We start from the raw sequence: 19,362 nt of genomic DNA, 5'->3' as shown, positions 1-19,362 counted from the left end.
CGGGCCGCCTCGATGGCGGCGTTGAGGGCGAGCAGGTTGGTCTGTTCAGCCACCCCACGGATGGTGTCGACCACCAGCTGGATCTGCTGGCCCTGTTCGCTGACCCGGCCCAGCGCCGTGGCGGTTTCGTTCAGGCGTTGATTGAGCTGCTGGATGCTGGCGGTGGTGCGCTGGCTGTCGCGGCTGCTGTCCGAGGCAATGCGCCGGGTGTTCTGGGCGCTGTCGGAAGCCTGTTCGCAACTCTGGGCGACGCCCTGGGAGGTGGCCGCCAGTTGCGTGGCCGCCGCGGCGATCTGGCTGATCTGTTGCTGCTGCGCCTCGACCTCGTTGAGTGCCCCGCTGGAATGGCTGTTGAGGCTACGCACGGCGTCGCTCAGTTGCAGGGTTTCATGGTCGACGCCCTGCAGGCTGGTACGCAGTTGCACCACCGCCACGTTCAGCGCGGTGCTGATGGCGGCCAGTTCGTCTCGCCCCTCGACGGGCACTTGCAGGCACAGGTTGCCGTCACGCAGGGATTCGGCCAGCAGGGTGATGCCGCTGGCGCTACGGCGGATCGAGGCCTGCAGGCAGATGAACAGGTACAGCGCGGCCAGCAGCAGGCAGCCGAAGATCGCTGCCACCAGGCTGAACTGGCGGATGGCGGAATCATGGTAGTGGTCCAGGCGGCTGTCGAGGGTGTTCAGCGAGTCCTGGCGCAGGTCGGCCAACTGGCCGAGCAGGGTGTCGAGGGTCTTTTCGAAGCCCTCGGGCTTGAGGGTGATGCTGCCCCCGAACATGCCGTCATCCAGCGCCTTGAGGCCTTCGTCCAGGTGCCTGAGGTTTTCCTGGTAACGTCCGGCCCAGTCCTGCAGGGCTGGCGGCAGGCGGGTTTCCAGTTGGGCGCCGGTCTTGGCCAACTGGTCGCGGGCGTCGCCGATACGGCTGCGCAGGTCCTTGAGTTGCAGGCGGCTCTGCAGGCTGAACTGGCCCGACACCACCGAGGCCTGGCCGACGCTGGCCAGGCGCCCGACCCGTTCGATCAGGTCGGGAGCGTATTGGGTGGAAATCTGCGTCAGCAGGTAGGTTTCCATCCAGGAGGCGAGGATCAGCCGGCTGTCCATGGCAATCTGCTCGCGCAGGCCTTGCAGGGCACTCAGGGCGGAGGTGAAGCGGTCGTAGCCGTCCGGCCACCAGCCGACCTTGCTCAGGCTGGCCGAGTCGAGGCCGGAGACGGTGGCTTGCAGGACCTGGTAACGCTTGAGGGTAGTGGCATCGGCACCTTCGTTCTGCAGTGCCTGGCCCAGTTGTTCGAGGGCCTGGTTGATCTCGGGCTGGGCCTTGTCCAGCAGGGCCATGGCGGCGAGGGTGGCGGGGGTCGGCTGACGGTTGGTTTCCGTGGCCTTCCAGCGGGCTGCGCGGTCGCGCTGGGCGGTGAGCAGGTTGTCCAGGCTGTCCAGTGCCAGCAACTGGCGGACGCCGGCACGTTCTTCGCCGATCAGCGCCAGTTTGCCGCGGTAATCCTGGCCGATCAGGTACAGGCTGCCCATCAGCGGGACGATGAACAGCAGGAACAGCACCTGAAACTTGCGGGCAAAACCGAATCGTCCGAGCAGTCGCATTCCCGGTGATAAAAAAGCGTGCATTGCCGACCACTCCTCAAGGCATCCAGCACCATTTCAGTGCGATCATGACGGGTTGGTCATGACGGATGCCGTCGTTAAAGACCTCGGAAGTTTCGCCAGTGAGGGCGTTATCGGCCGGCCGCTGTAGCGAATCTTCCCATTCTCGTGGCCCTTTGTAAGGAGCCGCGCTGTAGGAATCAGGGCAGGCAAGATTCAGACCAGTAGCAAAGAGCTATCAACGGCGTTTCGTCGGATCGCATTGATCGTTAGCTCAACAAGTATCTGGTCTTGCCGCACTAAAAAATGGCACATTGACGCACCTGCACTTGTGCATCCATCCGCGTCACGGACTTCCTCATGGCACTCACTGAAACCTCCTCCGGCCCGATGCTGGCGTCGCCCCCCGTGCAATCCAGCCCCCTGGTGATGCGCATCATCGGCGCCGTGGCGCTGGCCCACCTGATCAACGACCTGATCCAGTCGGTCCTGCCGTCGATCTACCCGATGCTCAAGGACAGCTACGGGCTGACCTTCACCCAGGTCGGGCTGATCACCCTGACCTTCCAGGTGACGGCGTCGCTGCTGCAACCCTGGGTCGGTTTCTACACCGACCGGCATCCGAAGCCGCTGCTGTTACCGGCGGGAATGATCTGTACGCTGATCGGGATCCTGATGTTGTCCCAGGTCGGCAGTTTCCCGCTGATCCTGTTGGCTTCGGCATTGATTGGCGTGGGCTCCTCGACCTTTCACCCGGAAGCCTCGCGCGTGGCGCGACTGGCTTCGGGCGGACGCTACGGGCTGGCGCAGTCGACCTTCCAGGTCGGGGGTAATGCCGGTTCGGCCTTCGGCCCGCTGCTGGCCGCGGCGATCATCATTCCGTTCGGCCAGGGCCATGTCGCCTGGTTCGGGTTGTTCGCCCTGTTCGCCCTCGGCGTGCTCTACGGCATCAGCCGCTGGTATCGTGCGCGCCTGAACCTGTTCAAGCTCAAGCAGGGCCAGAAGGCTAGCCACGGGCTGTCGAAGGCGCGGGTGCTGGGGGCACTGGTGGTACTCGGCCTGCTGGTGTTTTCCAAGTACTTTTACATGGCCAGTTTCACCAGCTACTTCACCTTCTACCTGATCGAGAAGTTCCAACTGTCGGTGGCCAGTTCGCAGTTGCATCTGTTCCTGTTCCTTGGCGCGGTGGCGGCGGGAACCTTTGCCGGTGGCCCCATCGGCGACCGGATCGGGCGCAAGGCGGTGATCTGGTTCTCGATCCTCGGTGTCGCGCCGTTCACTCTGGCGCTGCCGTATGTCGACCTGTTCTGGACCACCGTACTCAGCGTGGTGATCGGTTTCATCCTGGCCTCGGCGTTCTCGGCGATCGTAGTGTTCGCTCAGGAACTGGTGCCGGGGAACGTCGGCATGATCGCCGGGGTGTTCTTCGGCCTGATGTTCGGCTTCGGCGGGATCGGTGCTGCACTGCTGGGGCATCTGGCGGACATCCATGGCATCGAGTACGTCTACACCCTGTGTTCGTTCCTGCCATTGCTCGGGGTGTTGGCGGTGCTGCTGCCACGGACGAGAAAGGCCTGAACCACGCAGCGGGCCGGCTTGCCGTGATCGGTGGCGGCCGGTTCGCTTGCAGGTAATGGACCGAGCGATCAACTATCCGGAACAATTATCGGTCTTTTTGTGCACGATGGTGCGATAAAGCTTTTGACTCGCCAGCCGAAACAGGCTTAATAGCAAAGGGCCACAGATCTGTCTGGTCCGGCTGCTTGCCTCTCACTTCCCCGGATGGTGGTCGTCGCAATGAAGATAAAGAACAAACTCGTCCTGGCCTTTGTGCTGGTCGCCTTCATCCCCGTGAGCCTGGTGGCGGTGATCTCGGTGATGAATATCCGGACTGAGGCGGTCGATCAGTTCATTGATGGCAGTACCCGGGAGATACGCCAGATCGATGGCAATATCCGGCAATTCTTCGATGGCACACAGCAGAACGTCGACCAAATGGCGACCGATCCTGTATACACCTCTGTCGAAAGCCTCAAGCACTACGAGACCGCCGACGCGGCCAGCCGGCCGCTGCCGCCGGCCGCCAGGCAGGTCATCGATGCCTTTGCCCGCTACGGTGCGACGCACCCGGCGGCGGCGATCCTCTCCATTGGCCTGGAAGACGGTACCTACGCGAAATGGCCGGACGATCCGCAACTGGCCAACTACGACCCCCGCGTGCGTCCCTGGTACAAGGCGGCCATGGCCAACCCCGGGAAAACCGTTCGGACTCCCGCCTATTACTATGACAAGGACGCCGTGGCACTGGTCGGCAGCGCCAGGGCGATGCTCGATGCCAACGGCAAGCCCAAGGGCGTGTTTGTCGTCAGTGTGTCGCTGAAGAATCTCACCGAACTGGTCAAGAGCATCAAGCTCGGCCAGAGCGGCTACGTGATGCTGATCGAGGATGGCATCGTCCTCGTCGACCCCCGTGACGCCGCGCACAACTTCAAGCAGCTCAAGGACCTCGGCGAGCCCTATGCCAAGCTGGCGGCAACCGGAGAAGGTTCCACCGAAGTGCAGATCGATGGGGTCAACTACATGGCCAACATCTGGACTTCGCCGGGCCTGGGCTGGCGCTATGTCGGCCTGATCAAGTACGACGAGGTCATGGGCGGTGCGACCCGCATGACCTACGTGACGGCGCTGATCGTGGTGGTGCTGGCGGTGATTTTCGCCTTGTTGGCCGCCGCGTTCTCCAAGGTCATCGTCAAGCCGATCGGCCAGGTCAGCAGTGGCCTGCAGTCGATTGCCGAAGGCGAGGGCGACCTGCGTCGCGACCTGGATGTGCAGGGCAAGGATGAAACCGCGGAACTGGCCGGCTGGTTCAACAAGTTTCTCGCCGCCATTCGCCAGTTGATCCAGCGCATCGGTGCGGCTTCTACCAACCTGCAGGATGCCTCGCGGGTCAACAGCGAGGTGGCCAGCAATATGAACGAAGCTGCCGGTCGCCAACGCGAGGCGGTGGAACTGGTGTCCACGGCCTTCAACGAGATGGTCGCCACCGCCAACGAAGTGGCCCGCTCGTGCAGCACCGCGGCCACCTCCGCCGAAAGCGGGCATCAGCGTGTGGCTGAAGGCAAGCAGCAGATCGAGCAGACCACCGAGAACGTCAATCGCCTGGGGCGCCGCCTGACCGAGTCGTCCCAGGCCATGGTCGAGCTGGAGGAAGGCAGTCGCAGCATCAACCAGATCCTCGGCACCATCCGCGCCATCGCCGAGCAGACCAACCTGCTGGCGTTGAACGCCGCGATCGAGGCGGCTCGGGCTGGCGACCAGGGTCGTGGTTTTGCGGTGGTCGCCGATGAGGTCCGGGCGCTGGCCAAGCGCACATCGGATTCCACCGGGGAAATCGACCAGTTGCTCAACGCATTGGGCAGCAAGACCCAGGAGGTTTCGCAGAAGATGGAGAGCTGCCTGGACCTGTCGCGAGCCAGCGTCTCGTCGATCGAGAGCGCGCGGGGCAGCTTCGAGGGTATCGAGCTGTCGGTCAACGAGATCCGCGACCAGAACCTGCAGATCTCGGCGGCGGCGGAAGAGCAGCACAGTGTCGCCGAGGAGATCAACCGGCACATCCAGCAGATCTACGATGAGGCACGGCTGGTCGAGAGCCTGGCCAACTCGGCGCAGGAGGACTCCGGTCGGCTGTCGCATCTGTCGGAGGAATTGAACGGGTTGGTGGGACGGTTCAAGTCCTGAAGTTCCGCGCGGCGGCGGCCGACCGATCATCCGCCGCCACGTGCGCATTGTCGCCGGTCACGCACGCAACCGAACACTTCCAGCCTCCCCGTCCAGAGGCGCAATAGCTCGCTCGAGCTGATAGCGGAATCCAATCAACCTCGGCTCACCCACTCTGCATCACGAGCAGGGGGGTAGAGTCGGTCGTATTTTCACTGTTATCCCAATATATGGGATGCAAATTTACATATTGAGATTTTATTCATCTCAAGTCTATAGTCGCCTCCATCAGCTCCACGCACTCACTGTCCAAAAACAACTTTCAGGTGAAGCGATGCAGGCGCAATTGATCGCGCTCGATTGGGGGACGACCTCCCTGCGGGCCTACAAACTGGCGGCGGGTGGCCAGGTGCTCGAACAGCGTTCGCTGTCGTCGGGCATCATGCAGTTGCCCAGTGTGCCGCGGATGATCGCCGGCCAACGGTGTGCCGATGGTTTTGAACTGGCCTTCGACGAGGCCTGTGGCGACTGGCTCGATGCCCAACCCGGGCTGGCGGTGATCGCCTGCGGCATGGTCGGCAGCGCCCAGGGCTGGTCCGAGACCTCCTATCGCGACACCCCGGCGAATGTCGCCAGCCTGGGCACCGCTCTCAACACCGTGCGCAGCCTGCGTGGCGTCGATGTGCATATCGTGCCCGGCGTGATCGAGCGTTCCCGTCTGCCGAATGTGATGCGCGGTGAAGAGACCCAGGTCCTCGGTGTGCTGCGGGGCCTGCCGGCGCATGTCGGTGACAACCTGCTGATCGGCTTGCCGGGCAGCCATTCGAAATGGGTCGAGGTGGCCGACGGCTGCATCGTCCATTTCGACACCTTCATGACTGGCGAGCTGTTCGCCGTACTCAGTGAACACAGCATCCTGGGGCGTACCCAGCAGCGCGGTGCGCCCTTCGACAGCGAGGCGTTCGATCGCGGCGTCCGGGTGGCGCTCTCCTGCGAGGGTGAAAACGGCCCCCTCTCGACCTTGTTCAGCGCCCGCACGCTGGGGCTGACGGGCGAACTGGGCCCGGCCGGACAGACCGACTACCTGTCGGGCCTGTTGATTGGCCATGAACTCGCCGCCCTTGCCAATGCCCAGCGCCGTCGACGCGACAGCACCGACCTGCCGTCGATCATGCTGATCGGCAATGCCCAACTTTGTGCCCGCTACAGCCGGGCGCTCGAGCGTTGCGGTTTTGCCCGGGTAAGCCTGGCCGAACACGCCACCGAACGTGGTCTGTGGTACCTGGCCGAAGCCGCCGGGCTGCTGGACCGGACGCCTGCGTTCAATTAGACAAGAGGTCTGACATGCTCAAGCAAGCACTGGCGAAAAACGGCCTGATCGCAATTCTTCGCGGTCTGCGTCCGCAAGAGGCGGCGGCCATCGGCGAGGTGTTGTACCAGGCCGGTTTCCGTGTCATCGAGGTGCCGCTCAACTCTCCCGAACCGTACGAAAGTATCCGCATTCTGCGTAGCCTGCTGCCTGCCGATTGCCTGATCGGTGCCGGCACGGTACTGACCCCGGAACAGGTCGGGCAGGTGAAGGCCGCGGGGGGGCAGGTGATCGTCATGCCCCACAGTGATCCCCGGGTCCTGCGTGCGGCCAAGGCGGCGGGGCTGTACTTGTCGCCCGGTGTCGCCACGCCGACCGAGGCCTTCGCCGCGCTGGCCGAAGGCGCCGATGTGCTGAAGATGTTCCCCGCCGAGCAGATGGGCCCGGCAGTGGTCAAGGCCTGGCTGGCGGTGCTGCCGGCGGGGACGCTGCTGATCCCGGTCGGCGGAATCACTCCGGACAACATGCAAGCGTTCGTCGAGGCGGGCGTCAGTGGTTTCGGCCTGGGCTCCGGGCTGTTCAAGCCGGGGCTGAGTGCCGACGAAACGGCGCTGCGGGCCAAGGCTTACGTGCAGGCATGGAACGCATTGCGTTAAGACTTCCCGGCGCCTTGTGCGCTGCATCCCGACAAGAGAGACGACACGATGAAAATCACCAAGCTGACGACCTTTATCGTTCCGCCACGCTGGCTGTTCCTCAAGGTCGAAACCGATGAAGGCGTGACCGGCTGGGGCGAGCCGGTGGTCGAAGGCCGGGCCCACACGGTCGCGGCGGCGGTCGATGAGTTGTCGGACTATCTGATCGGCAGGGACCCGCGCAACATCGAGGATATCTGGACCGTGCTCTATCGCGGTGGCTTCTATCGTGGTGGCGCCGTGCACATGAGCGCCCTGGCCGGGATCGACCAGGCGCTGTGGGACATCAAGGGCAAGGCCTTGGGCGTGTCGGTCAGCGATCTGCTCGGCGGCCAGGTGCGCGAGCGGATCCGCGTGTACTCGTGGATCGGCGGCGACCGTCCGGCCGACACCGCCCGGGCTGCCAGGGAAGCCGTCGGTCGGGGTTTCACCGCGGTGAAGATGAATGGTACCGAAGAGCTGCAATTCGTCGACAGTTTCGAAAAGGTCGACCTGGCCCTGGCCAACGTCGCCGCCGTGCGTGATGCGGTGGGGCCGAACGTCGGCATCGGCGTGGACTTCCATGGTCGGGTGCACAAGCCCATGGCCAAGGTGCTGATGAAGGAACTCGACGCCTACAAACTGATGTTCATCGAGGAACCGGTGCTCAGCGAAAACTACGAGGCCCTGAAGGAGCTGGCACCGCTGACCGGTACGCCGATCGCATTGGGGGAGCGTCTGTTCTCGCGCTGGGATTTCAAGCGGGTGCTCAGCGAAGGTTACGTCGACATCATCCAGCCGGATGCCTCCCATGCCGGCGGCATCACCGAAACCCGCAAGATCGCCAACATGGCCGAAGCCTACGACGTGGGGCTGGCGTTGCATTGTCCGTTGGGCCCGATTGCCCTGGCGGCGTGCCTGCAACTGGATGCGGCCTGCTACAACGCCTTCATCCAGGAGCAGAGCCTGGGCATCCATTACAACGAGAGCAATGACCTGCTGGACTACGTCAGGGATCCACGGGTGTTCGACTATGACCAGGGCTTCGTGAAGATCCCGAATGGCCCGGGCCTGGGCATCGAGATCAACGAGGAATATGTAAGGGAACGCGCCGCCATCGGTCACCGCTGGCGCAACCCGATCTGGCGCCATGCCGACGGCAGTTTTGCCGAATGGTGAGGCCGGAGTGATCCACCAGGGAAGGTCCGCGAGCGGACCGTGACATCGCGGTGAACGAACGCCCTCAATAACCATAAGAAGAGGCATCCTCATGCAACCGGAAGTCCTGACCGGGCAGGCGTCCTTGCTGACGCCGAGCCGCAAGCGTTTTTTCATCATGGTCCTGCTGTTCATCACCGTGGTGATCAACTACCTGGACCGCAGCAACCTGTCGATCGCCGCCCCCGCGCTGACCAGCGAGCTGGGGATCGATCCGGTTCATGTCGGGCTGATCTTCTCGGCGTTCGGCTGGACTTACGCGGCCATGCAGATCCCCGGGGGCTGGCTGGTGGACCGGGTGCCACCGCGCCTTCTCTACAGCCTCGCGTTGCTGCTGTGGTCAGCGGCCACGCTGCTGCTGGGTTTCGCCGCCAGCTTTATCGCGCTGTTCGTCCTGCGCATGGCCGTGGGCGCGCTGGAAGCCCCTGCCTATCCAATCAACAGCCGGGTGGTGACCACCTGGTTTCCCGAGCGCGAACGTGCGACCGCCATTGGTTTCTACACCTCCGGGCAATTCGTCGGCCTGGCCTTTCTGACGCCGCTGCTGGCCTGGCTGCAACATCAGTACGGCTGGCACATGGTGTTCATCAGTACCGGTCTGGTGGGCATTCTCTGGGCATTAATCTGGTACGCGGTGTATCGCGAGCCGCGGGAGTTCAAGGGCACCAACCAGGCTGAAATCGACCTGATCCGTGAAGGTGGCGGGCTGGTGGATATCCAGGCCGAGACCGCCAGGCGCAAGGCACCGTTCAACTGGACGGACCTGGGGATCGTGTTGAGCCAGCGCAAGTTGTGGGGCATCTACCTCGGGCAGTTCTGCCTCAACTCGACGTTGTGGTTCTTCCTGACCTGGTTTCCGACCTACCTGGTGAAATATCGCGGCATGGACTTCATCAAGTCCGGCCTGCTGGCATCGGTACCCTTCCTCGCGGCTTTCGTCGGCGTGCTCTGCTCGGGGCTGTTTTCCGACTGGCTGATCCGCCGTGGCGCGACGATCGGCCTGGCCCGCAAGTTGCCAATCATCGGCGGCCTGCTGATTTCCACCGTGATCATCGGGGCCAACTTCGTCGAGTCGACCCCCTGGGTGATCGCCTGCCTGGCACTGGCGTTTTTCGGCAACGGCATGGCCTCGATCAGTTGGTCGCTGGTCTCGACCCTGGCGCCGGCCCGCCTGCTGGGGCTGACGGGCGGAGTGTTCAACTGCATCGGCAACCTGGCGGCGATCGCCACGCCGATCGTGATCGGCTTTCTCGTCAGTGGCGACTCCTTCGCCCCGGCGATCACCTACATCGCCGTGCTGGCGCTGCTCGGCGCGCTGTCCTATGTGGTGCTGGTGGGCAAGGTGGTGCGGATCGAACTCTAGCCTGCGCCAGAACGGGCGACCATAATGCCGCCCGTTCTCTCGTTCATTGTTGAAGGCCGGATATGCAGGAAGACGCCGCAAAGAATGCCAAGGACGCCGCACCGACGGGTACCCAGACGCTGTTGCGCGGTCTGGCCGTGGTCCAGGCCGTGGCTGGTGGGGCCCGCGATCTCAAGGAAATCGCCCGGCTGATCGGCACCACCCGCAGCACCACCCATCGTCTGGCCAGTTGTCTGGTCGAGGAGCGCTATCTGCGCGTCATGCCGCAAATCGGTTATCTGCTCGGCCCCAAGCTGATCGAGCTGGGCTTCCAGGCGCGTGAAGCCGTGCCGCTGGTGACCCTGGCCGGGTCGTACCTGGATGAGTTGTCGGCGCTGACCGGCGATACCATCCACCTGGCGATCCGTGAAGACGATGACGTGCTGTACCTGCACAAGAACCCCGGCCGCAATGGCCCGGAAATGCGTTCACGGGTCGGCCACCGCATGCCGCTGGCGCGTACCGGGATCGGCAAGGCGCTGCTGCTCGATGACTCGCCAGAGGAGTGGCAGCGCCTGTACCGGATCAGTTTGCCGGTGGGCGGCAAGAGCCTGTCATGGCCGTCGCACCCGGAGTCATCCTGGGAGCAGTTCGAGCAGCGCATGCTGGAATATGTGGCGGGTGGTTACGCCTTCGATCTGGAAGACAATGAACCGTCGATCCGTTGCGTGGCGGCACCGGTACGCGATGCCAGCCAGAGGATCGTCGCCGGGATCAGCATCGCCAGTACCGTGCCCTACATGCCGCTGGAAAAAATGACCGAGCTGGTCCCGTTGGTCAAACAGGTCGCCGCCCGGCTTTCCGCGGAGTTGGGGGCGAAGGCCTGAGTGCTATAACGGGGTGAGGATATTCATCACGGTATCCAGGGCGACCCGGGTATCGTCGAGTTGTACCAGCGAGGCATGCCGGGCACCGAGGGCATCGCGATTCTGGATGGCGGTCAGTATCGCCTTGTGCCGGGGCAGGCTGAGCCCCTGGATATCGGGACGGCGGTTGGTGATGCTGATGGATTCGCGCAGGGGCAACGACAGCATGTTGCACATATAGGCGAGCAGATCGTTGCGGGTGGCATCGGCGATCGCCCGGTGAAAGTCCAGGTCCGCCTGCAGCAGCTGTTCGTGGGTCTGCGCCTTCTCCATGGCCAGGTAGGCCTTTTCGATCACTGCGATGTCTTCGTCGGTCGCCGTGGCGGCGGCCATGGCGGCGATTTCCGGTTCCAGGATCCGGCGCACGCCGGCCAGGGTGTTGAAAAATTCGCTGTGGGGCGTCGACTGCATCAGCCAGGTCAGCACGTCGGGATCGAGCAGGTGCCATTTCAGGCGCGGGCGTACCACCGCGCCGACCCGTGGCTTGGAGTACACCAGGCCCTTGGCGCTCAGCACCCGGGTGGCTTCGCGCAGCACCGAGCGGCTGACCTGGTACTCCTCGCACAGCGTCGACTCCATGGGCAGCCGGTCCTCCGGCTTGAAGCGCCCGGAGACAATCTGCATGCCCAGTTCCTGAACGATCCTGTTATGCATGCTCTTGCGCGGAGTGTTCTTGCGTGGCTTGGAGGGCTGCTGATCCATAAACGGGACGTTGCTCTGATGAAAATGCCTTGCATCATAACATCGCTCCCGGCTTCATCAGGTGCTGCCGCGCGCCTGAGCTGCCGGGTGACGACGTCATGGCCTGTCGATCAGTGGGAGTGCCGCGGGATCTCGGCGCCACGGCAACCCACCAGGAAATCGAAGTCGCAGCCCTGGTCGGCCTGGAGCACATGGTCGATGTACAACTGGCGATAGCCGCCCGCGATCGGTGGCTTCGGTGCCTGCAGGTCGGCCATGCGCGCCGCCAGTTCGGCCTCCGGGATATCCAGGTGCAGGCGCCCGTTGGCACAGTCGAGCTCGATCCAGTCGCCTTCCTGCACACAGGCCAGGGGACCGCCGGCCGCCGCCTCCGGCGCGACGTGCAGCACCACCGTGCCGTAGGCCGTGCCGCTCATGCGCGCATCGGAGATCCGCACCATGTCGGTGACACCCTGGGCCAGCAACTTGGCCGGCAGGCCCATGTTGCCCACTTCCGCCATGCCGGGATAACCCTTGGGTCCGCAATTTTTCATTACCAGCACCGAGCTGGCGTCGACCTCCAGTTCCGGGTCGTTGATCCGCGCCTTGTACTGGTCGAAGTTCTCGAACACCACCGCCCGGCCGCGATGCTGCATCAGCCCGGGGGTCGCGGCCGACGGCTTGAGCACGGCACCGAGGGGCGCCAGGTTGCCACGCAGGACGCAGATGCCGCCGTCCGCCCGCAATGGGTTGGAGAGCGGCCGAATCACTTCGTCCTGGCCATAGATCGGCGCGTCCCGGGTGTTGTCGCCGATCGACCTGCCATTCACGGTGAGGGCGTCGGGGTGGGGTATCAGGTTGGCTTCGCCGAGGCGGCGCAGTACCGCCGGCAGGCCACCGGCATAGTAGAATTCCTCCATCAGGAAGCGCCCGGACGGTTGCAGGTCGACGATGGTCGGCATGCCCCGGCCGATGCGGGTCCAGTCATCCAGCTCCAGCTCGACGCCGATGCGCCCGGCAATGGCTTTCAGGTGGATCACCGCGTTGGTCGAGCCGCCGATGGCGGCGTTGACGCGGATGGCGTTTTCGAAAGCCTGTCGGGTGAGGATCTTCGACAGCTTCAGGTCTTCACGGACCATCTCCACCGCACGCATGCCGGACATGTGCGCCAGCACGTAGCGCCGCGCATCGACCGCCGGAATCGCCGCGTTGTGCGGCAGCGAGGTGCCCAGTGCCTCGGCCATGCAGGCCATCGTCGAGGCGGTGCCCATGGTGTTGCAGGTGCCGGCCGAACGCGACATGCCGCCCTCGGCCGCGAGGAAGTCGTCGAGGCTGATGGTGCCTGCCTTGACCTGTTCGCTGAGCTGCCAGACCACGGTACCCGAGCCGATGTCCTGGCCCTTGTGTTTGCCGTTGAGCATCGGCCCGCCGGTGACGACGATCGCCGGCACGTCGCAACTGGCGGCACCCATCAGCAGCGCCGGGGTGGTCTTGTCGCACCCGGTCAGCAGCACCACCCCGTCGATCGGGTTGCCGCGAATGGCTTCCTCGACGTCCATGCTGGCCAGGTTGCGGGTGAGCATGGCGGTCGGGCGCAGATTCGATTCACCGTTGGAGAACACCGGAAACTCCACGGGAAAGCCACCGGCCTCGATCACCCCGCGTTTGACATGCTCGGCGATCTGGCGGAAGTGCGCGTTGCACGGGGTCAGCTCCGACCAGGTGTTGCAGATCCCGATAATGGGCTTGCCATGGAACTGATGGTCGGCGATGCCCTGGTTCTTCATCCAGCTGCGGTACATGAAGCCGTTCTTGTCAGCGGTACCGAACCAGTGGGCGGAACGCAGGTCGAGTTTTTTATCAGACATGGTCAGCTCTCTTATTGTAAGACTATATTGTTCTTCCTGGCGGTTAAGGTAAGCGCAAAATCTCGTGTTTGGAAGTGTTGTTGAGTAAATAGTAATACTATATAGTCGATTTCAACTGAGGTAGGGCTCTGCGATCTGGTGCCGGTGTCCGCGGTACCACTCGTGCTTGTGATCGGCAATCAGGAGAAGCTTCATGCGTTTGGTTCAGTTCGAATTGAGCAATGGCGAGCGTCGGGTGGGAGTGGTCGAGGATGGCCAGGTGCGCGAGGTGCGGTCGGCACGCACGGTGCGTGAACTGGCACTGGCCGCCATCGAGGCCGGTACCGATCTGCAGCGGCAGGTGGAGCGTCTCGGGCTGGGTATCAGCCACGACTACGCGGCATTGCTGGCCGAGCTGAGAGTGTTGCCACCGCTGGATCACCCGGACCCGGCGCATATGCTGGTCAGCGGCACCGGCCTGACCCACCTGGGCAGTGCGGCTGCGCGGGACAAGATGCACCAGCATGCCGGCGACGACAGCGCGATGACCGACAGCCTGCGGATCTTCAAATGGGGCGTGGAAGGCGGCAAGCCCGTCTCAGGTCAGGCTGGCGTGCAGCCGGAGTGGTTCTACAAGGGCGACGGCAGCATCGTCGTGCGCCCGGGCCAGACCTTTGCGTTACCGCCCTTCGCCGAGGACGCCGGTGAAGAACCGGAAATCGGCGGCCTGTATGTCATCGGCCATGATGGCAAGCCCTATCGCGTGGGTTTTGCCATAGGCAACGAATTTTCCGATCACGTGATGGAGCGCAAGAACTACCTGTACCTCGCCCACTCCAAGTTGCGTAACTGCAGTTACGGCCCTGAACTGCGGGTCGGCGAGTTGCCCCGCCACCTGGCGGGCAGCAGCCGGATTCTGCGTCGGGGCGAGGTGGTGTGGCAGAGCGAGTTCCTCAGTGGCGAGGCCAATATGTGCCACAGCCTGGAAAATCTTGAGTACCACCATTTCAAGTACAGTCAGTTCCTGCGTCCTGGGGATGTGCACATTCACTTCTTCGGCACCGCGACCCTGTCTTTCGCCGAGGGCGTGCGTACGCAACCGGGTGATGTGTTCGAGATCAGCCAGGCGGAGTTCGGTGCGCCATTGATCAATGGTATCGGCGTCGTTGATGCGGTGCTGGTGCCCGGAGCCATAGGGATGCTTTAGGGGAAGATGCACATGACCGTGGGAGCCGGGCTTGTCCGCGAAGCCTATTGGCGATCTTGAGGGCCCCTTCGCGGGCAAGCCCGGCTCCTACAGGGATCGCATCCCGCCAATGTCCTTGTGTCAGGGCCGGCAACCTCAGCGGCATCTGAAAACAATAGTCAGCCAGGAGGCCTCATGTCGTGGATCGCTGTGACTGAACACCGTGCGCAACTGGGCGAAGGGCCGTTCTGGGATGTGCCCGGGCAGGCCCTGTATTGGGCCGATATCGCTGGCCGGCAGGCGCTGCGCCTGACGGGCTCGGGCCTGCAGGCCTGGCAATTGCCGGAGCCGGTGTCGGCGTTCATCCCCTGTGAACGCGGTGATGCGCTGGTGACCTTGAGCAGCGGGGTATATCGGCTGGACCTCGACAGCGAGCCACAGGCGCCGAGCCTGACGCTGCTGTGCGTCGCCGATCCACAAGCGGGCAACCGGGCCAACGAGGCCCGCTGCGATGCCCGGGGCCGACTCTGGCTAGGTACCATGCAGAACAACATCGGCGAGCAGGGTGAGGACCTTCCCGTTCGACAGCGCAGTGGCGGCCTGTTCCGGATCGATGCCGATGCGCGGGTAACGCCGCTGGCACGTGACCTGGGCATTCCCAATACCCTGCTTTGGAACGAGGACGGGACGCAGCTGTATTTTGGCGACAGTCTCGATGGCACGTTGTATCGCTATTCGATCGGTCGCGACGGGCAGCTCGAAGCGCCACGGGAGTGGTTCGGACCACACCCGCGTGGCGTGCCGGACGGTTCGGCGATGGACACCGAGGGCTACCTCTGGAACGCCCGCTGGGACGGTGGCTGCCTGCTCCGGCTGGCGCCCAATGGCGAAGTCGACCGGGTGATCGAACTGCCCGTCAGCCGGCCCACCAGTTGCGTGTTCGGTGGCCCGCAGCTTCGTACCTTGTATGTCACCAGCGCTGCCAGCCCGTTCAATCACCCGCTGGACGGTGCGGTCCTGGCCATCGAGGTGGATGTCCCAGGCACACGCTGTCATCGATTCGCAGGATAGTTTTCAGGCATCAAGTTGCACCGGTTCAGTACTCACAACAAAAACAAGGAGTCACCTTATGAATCGTCATCGCGGTATCCGTTCCCTGTGTTGCGCCGCTCTGGCGGTATCGGCCTTTGGCTTGAGCAGCCTGCTGCAGGCCGCCGAGCCGGTGAAGATCGGCTTCCTGGTCAAGCAGGCGGAGGAGCCCTGGTTCCAGACCGAATGGGCTTTCGCCGAGAAAGCCAGCAAGGACAAGGGCTTTACCCTGATCAAGATTGCCGTGCCGGACGGGGAGAAAACCCTCTCGGCCATCGACAGCCTGGCCGCCAACGGTGCCAAGGGCTTCGTGATCTGCCCGCCGGACGTGTCCCTGGGGCCGGCGATCGTGGCGAAGGCCAAGGCCAATGACCTGAAAGTGATCGCCGTGGATGACCGTTTTGTCGACGCCAGCGGCAAGTTCATGGAGGACGTCCCCTATCTGGGCATGGCCGCGTTCGAAGTCGGCCAGAAGCAGGGGGCCGCGATGGCCGCCGAGGCGAAGAAGCGCGGCTGGGACTGGAAAGATACCTACGCGGTGATCAACACCTACAACGAGCTCGACACCGGCAAGAAGCGCACCGACGGTTCGGTGAAATCCCTGGAGGCCGCCGGCCTGCCGAAAGACCACATCCTCTTCACCCCGCTCAAGACCCTCGACGTGCCGGGCAGCATGGACTCCACCAGCTCGGCGTTGGTGAAGCTGCCGGGTTCGGCGAAAAACCTGATCATCGGCGGCATGAACGACAACACCGTGCTGGGCGGTGTGCGCGCCACCGAAAGCGCCGGTTTCGCCGCGGCCAACGTGATCGGGGTCGGCATCAATGGCACCGACGCCATCGGCGAACTGAAGAAGCCCAGCAGCGGCTTTTTCGGCTCGATGCTGCCCAGCCCGCACCTTGAGGGCTACAACACCGCGAGCATGATGTTCGACTGGATCACCACCGGCAAGGAGCCGCCCAAGTACACCGCGATGGATGAGGTCACGCTGATCACGCGTGACAACTTCAAGCAGGAACTGGAAAAGATCGGCCTGTGGAAGTGACGGGCGGTTTTGCTCGGCAGCCCTGGCGACGGGGTTGCCTGGTTGGGGTGACGAGGTGGTTATGCACGCGCAATTGAACAGACAGCAGCACAGTGTCGGCGCCAGTTTGTGTTTCAACGGGATCGGCAAGACCTTCCCCGGGGTCAAGGCGCTGGACGGTATCAGCTTCACTGCCCACCCAGGACAGGTCCATGCCCTGATGGGGGAAAACGGTGCGGGCAAGTCGACCCTGCTCAAGATCCTCGGCGGCGCCTACAGCCCCAGCAGTGGCCATTTGCAGATCGGCGAGCAGGCGATGGCCTTCAAGTGTGCGGCCGACAGCATTGCCAGCGGCGTGGCCGTCATCCACCAGGAACTGCACCTGGTGCCGGAAATGACCGTGGCGGAGAACCTGTTCCTCGGACATTTGCCGGCCCGTTACGGTGTGATCAATCGCCGTGAGTTGCGCGAGCATGCACTGGCATGTCTCAAGGGGCTGGCCGACGAGATCGATCCCCAGCAGAAGGTGGGCCGCCTGTCCCTGGGGCAACGGCAGCTGGTGGAAATCGCCAAGGCCCTGTCCCGTGGTGCACAGGTGATTGCCTTCGACGAGCCCACCAGCAGCCTGTCGGCCCGGGAAATCGAGCGTCTGATGGCGATCATCGAGCGGCTGCGGGACGAGGGCAAGGTGGTGCTCTACGTGTCTCACCGCATGGAGGAGGTGTTCCGGATCTGCAATGCGGTGACCGTGTTCAAGGACGGCCGCTACGTGCGTACCTTCGAGGACATGAGCACGCTGACCCATGATCAGTTGGTCACCTGCATGGTGGGGCGCGACATCCAGGACATCTACGATTACCGTCCTCGTCCACGGGGGGCGGTGGCACTCAAGGTCGACGGCCTGTTGGGGCCGGGCTTGCGTGAGCCGGTCAGTTTCGCGGCGCACAAGGGCGAGATCCTTGGCCTGTTCGGCCTGGTGGGCGCGGGGCGTACCGAATTGCTGCGCCTGCTGGGCGGGCTTGAGCGGATCACTGCCGGGAACCTGCAACTGTGCGACGAGCCGCTGCAACTGCGTTCGCCGCGCGATGCCATCGCCGCCGGTGTCCTGCTGTGCCCCGAGGACCGCAAGAAGGAGGGCATCATGCCGCTCTCCAGCGTGGCCGAGAACATCAACATCAGCGCCCGTCGTGCCCATTCCACCTTTGGCTGGCTGTTGCGGGACGGTTGGGAGAAGAGCAACGCCGACAAGCAGATCAAGGCGCTGAAAGTGAAAACGCCCAGTCCGGCGCAGAAAATCCTGTATCTGTCCGGGGGTAACCAGCAGAAGGCCATTCTGGGTCGTTGGCTGTCCATGCCGATGAAGGTCCTGCTGCTCGACGAGCCGACGCGCGGCATCGATGTCGGCGCGAAGGCCGAGATCTACCAGATCATTCATGAGCTGGCCGCCAGCGGGATTGCGGTGATCGTGGTGTCCAGCGACCTGATGGAAGTGATGGGCATTTCCGACCGTATCCTGGTGCTGTGCGAGGGGGCGATGCGAGGCGAAAAGAGCCGTGAACAGGCCAACGAATCCAACCTGCTGCAATTGGCCCTGCCGCGCCAGCGCGCCGATGGCCTGGAGAACTGAGAGGTGACCATGACAAGCCAAAACAATACGTTGCCAGTCGCACGCAAACCCCTGGACCTGCGCACCCTGCTGGACAATTGGGCGATGCTGCTGGCGGCGCTGGGGATCTTCGTCCTCTGCACCCTGCTGATCGACAACTTCCTGTCGCCGCTGAACATGCGTGGCCTGGGCCTGGCGATCTCCACCACCGGCATCGCCGCGTGCACCATGTTGTATTGCCTGGCGTCCGGGCATTTCGACTTGTCGGTGGGTTCGGTGATCGCCTGTGCCGGGGTGGTGGCCGCGGTGGTGATGCGCGACACCGACAGCGTGTTTTTCGGTATCGCCGCGGCGCTGCTGATGGGGCTGCTGGTCGGGCTGATCAACGGCATCGTGATCGCCAAGCTGCGGGTCAACGCACTGATTACCACACTGGCGACCATGCAGATCGTACGGGGCCTGGCCTACATCTTTGCCGACGGCAAGGCGGTGGGGGTATCCCAGGACTCGTTTTTCGTCTACGGCAATGGCCAGTTGTTCGGTGTGCCGGTGCCGATCCTGATCACCATCGCCTGCTTCCTGTTCTTTGGCTGGTTGCTCAACTACACCACCTACGGGCGCAATACCATGGCCATCGGTGGCAACCAGGAAGCGGCATTGCTGGCGGGGGTGAATGTCGACCGGACCAAGATCGTCATCTTTGCCGTGCACGGAGTCGTGGGTGCCCTGGCCGGGGTGATCCTGGCGTCGCGCATGACCTCGGGCCAGCCGATGATCGGCCAGGGCTTCGAATTGACGGTGATTTCCGCCTGCGTGCTGGGTGGGGTGTCGCTCAGCGGTGGGGTGGGCATGATCCGGCACGTGATCGCCGGGGTGCTGATTCTGGCGATCATCGAGAACGCGATGAACCTGAAAAACATCGACACGTTCTACCAGTACGTGATTCGGGGTTCCATTCTGCTGTTGGCGGTGGTGATCGACCGCCTGAAGCAGCGCTGATCCCGCCCGAGCCGGGCGCCCGATATTCGCTTGCCGCGTTCACCGTAGGAGCTGCCGAGCCTTGGCGAGGCGGCGAAAGCGGTAGCCCAGTCGACATCGATGTTGTCTGGTTCAGCGCTTTCGCCACCTCGCCAAGGCTCGGCAGC

15 protein-coding genes and 1 pseudogene are annotated in these 19,362 nt (G+C 63.6%); 13 read left to right on the top strand and 3 right to left on the bottom strand.

The genetic code is table 11. The features are described 5' to 3' along the window. On the bottom strand, positions 1 to 776 hold a 776-nt coding region (locus K675_RS34190; protein WP_420066341.1), incomplete at its 3' end, for a methyl-accepting chemotaxis protein. Between the two features lie 1,182 nt (positions 777 to 1,958). Between K675_RS34190 and K675_RS0115245 the strand changes: the two genes are divergently transcribed. The 8 genes and pseudogenes from K675_RS0115245 (at position 1,959) to K675_RS0115215 (ending at position 10,745) form a co-directional block, all read left to right on the top strand. After that, positions 1,959 to 3,176: an MFS transporter gene (locus K675_RS0115245; protein WP_017904370.1), complete on the top strand. Its 1,218-nt coding sequence runs from the start codon at positions 1,959 to 1,961 to the stop codon at positions 3,174 to 3,176. 204 nt (positions 3,177 to 3,380) lie between these two features. Further along, a pseudogene (locus K675_RS34185) lies at positions 3,381 to 4,481 on the top strand (cache domain-containing protein); the annotation flags it as partial. A gap of 87 nt (positions 4,482 to 4,568) precedes the next feature. After that, complete coding sequence (locus K675_RS34180) at positions 4,569 to 5,336, top strand: methyl-accepting chemotaxis protein (protein WP_416773561.1); 768 nt, start codon at positions 4,569 to 4,571, stop codon at positions 5,334 to 5,336. A gap of 313 nt (positions 5,337 to 5,649) precedes the next feature. Beyond that, on the top strand, positions 5,650 to 6,645 hold the full coding sequence (locus K675_RS0115235) for a 2-dehydro-3-deoxygalactonokinase (RefSeq protein ID WP_017904368.1): 996 nt from the start codon (positions 5,650 to 5,652) through the stop codon (positions 6,643 to 6,645). Positions 6,646 to 6,659: 14 nt separating this feature from the next. Continuing rightward, positions 6,660 to 7,280 (top strand): 2-dehydro-3-deoxy-6-phosphogalactonate aldolase, encoded by a 621-nt coding sequence (locus tag K675_RS0115230; protein ID WP_017904367.1) that lies wholly within the window; start codon positions 6,660 to 6,662, stop codon positions 7,278 to 7,280. A gap of 48 nt (positions 7,281 to 7,328) precedes the next feature. After that, positions 7,329 to 8,477, top strand: coding sequence for a galactonate dehydratase (gene dgoD, locus K675_RS0115225; RefSeq protein ID WP_017904366.1), 1,149 nt, complete (start codon positions 7,329 to 7,331; stop codon positions 8,475 to 8,477). A gap of 91 nt (positions 8,478 to 8,568) precedes the next feature. Next, a complete protein-coding gene (locus K675_RS0115220) occupies positions 8,569 to 9,879 on the top strand; it encodes an MFS transporter (protein ID WP_017904365.1) in 1,311 nt (436 codons plus the stop codon). A 62-nt stretch (positions 9,880 to 9,941) separates the two neighbouring features. Continuing rightward, positions 9,942 to 10,745, top strand: a complete 804-nt coding sequence (locus K675_RS0115215; protein WP_017904364.1) for an IclR family transcriptional regulator — start codon at positions 9,942 to 9,944, stop codon at positions 10,743 to 10,745. 3 nt (positions 10,746 to 10,748) lie between these two features. Here the strand turns inward: K675_RS0115215 and K675_RS0115210 are convergent, their stop codons facing one another. Together K675_RS0115210 and K675_RS0115205 are read right to left on the bottom strand one after the other, a co-directional pair. Continuing rightward, entirely contained in the window at positions 10,749 to 11,486 is a 738-nt protein-coding gene (locus tag K675_RS0115210) for a FadR/GntR family transcriptional regulator (protein ID WP_017904363.1), read from the bottom strand. Between the two features lie 110 nt (positions 11,487 to 11,596). Continuing rightward, on the bottom strand, positions 11,597 to 13,333 hold the full coding sequence (locus K675_RS0115205) for an IlvD/Edd family dehydratase (protein WP_017904362.1): 1,737 nt from the start codon (positions 13,331 to 13,333) through the stop codon (positions 11,597 to 11,599). A gap of 193 nt (positions 13,334 to 13,526) precedes the next feature. Between K675_RS0115205 and araD1 the strand changes: the two genes are divergently transcribed. From araD1 to araH, 5 genes are all read left to right on the top strand, one after another. Continuing rightward, positions 13,527 to 14,519, top strand: a complete 993-nt coding sequence (araD1, locus tag K675_RS0115195; protein ID WP_017904361.1) for an AraD1 family protein — start codon at positions 13,527 to 13,529, stop codon at positions 14,517 to 14,519. A gap of 174 nt (positions 14,520 to 14,693) precedes the next feature. Continuing rightward, complete coding sequence (locus K675_RS0115190; protein ID WP_017904360.1) at positions 14,694 to 15,569, top strand: SMP-30/gluconolactonase/LRE family protein; 876 nt, start codon at positions 14,694 to 14,696, stop codon at positions 15,567 to 15,569. Between the two features lie 58 nt (positions 15,570 to 15,627). Next, a complete protein-coding gene (locus K675_RS0115185) occupies positions 15,628 to 16,632 on the top strand; it encodes a substrate-binding domain-containing protein (RefSeq protein WP_017904359.1) in 1,005 nt (334 codons plus the stop codon). Between the two features lie 61 nt (positions 16,633 to 16,693). Continuing rightward, complete coding sequence (gene araG, locus K675_RS0115180; RefSeq protein ID WP_017904358.1) at positions 16,694 to 18,238, top strand: L-arabinose ABC transporter ATP-binding protein AraG; 1,545 nt, start codon at positions 16,694 to 16,696, stop codon at positions 18,236 to 18,238. A 9-nt stretch (positions 18,239 to 18,247) separates the two neighbouring features. Beyond that, positions 18,248 to 19,216: an L-arabinose ABC transporter permease AraH gene (araH, locus tag K675_RS0115175; RefSeq protein ID WP_017904357.1), complete on the top strand. Its 969-nt coding sequence runs from the start codon at positions 18,248 to 18,250 to the stop codon at positions 19,214 to 19,216. Positions 19,217 to 19,362 lie beyond the last annotated feature (146 nt).

Origin of the sequence: Pseudomonas fuscovaginae SE-1, from assembly GCF_000364705.1 — a bacterium.
Taxonomy (GTDB): Bacteria; Pseudomonadota; Gammaproteobacteria; order Pseudomonadales; family Pseudomonadaceae; genus Aquipseudomonas; species Aquipseudomonas fuscovaginae_A.
The sequence above is the reverse complement of the archived record's forward strand: the minus strand, read 5'-3'. Positions and strand labels throughout refer to the sequence as shown.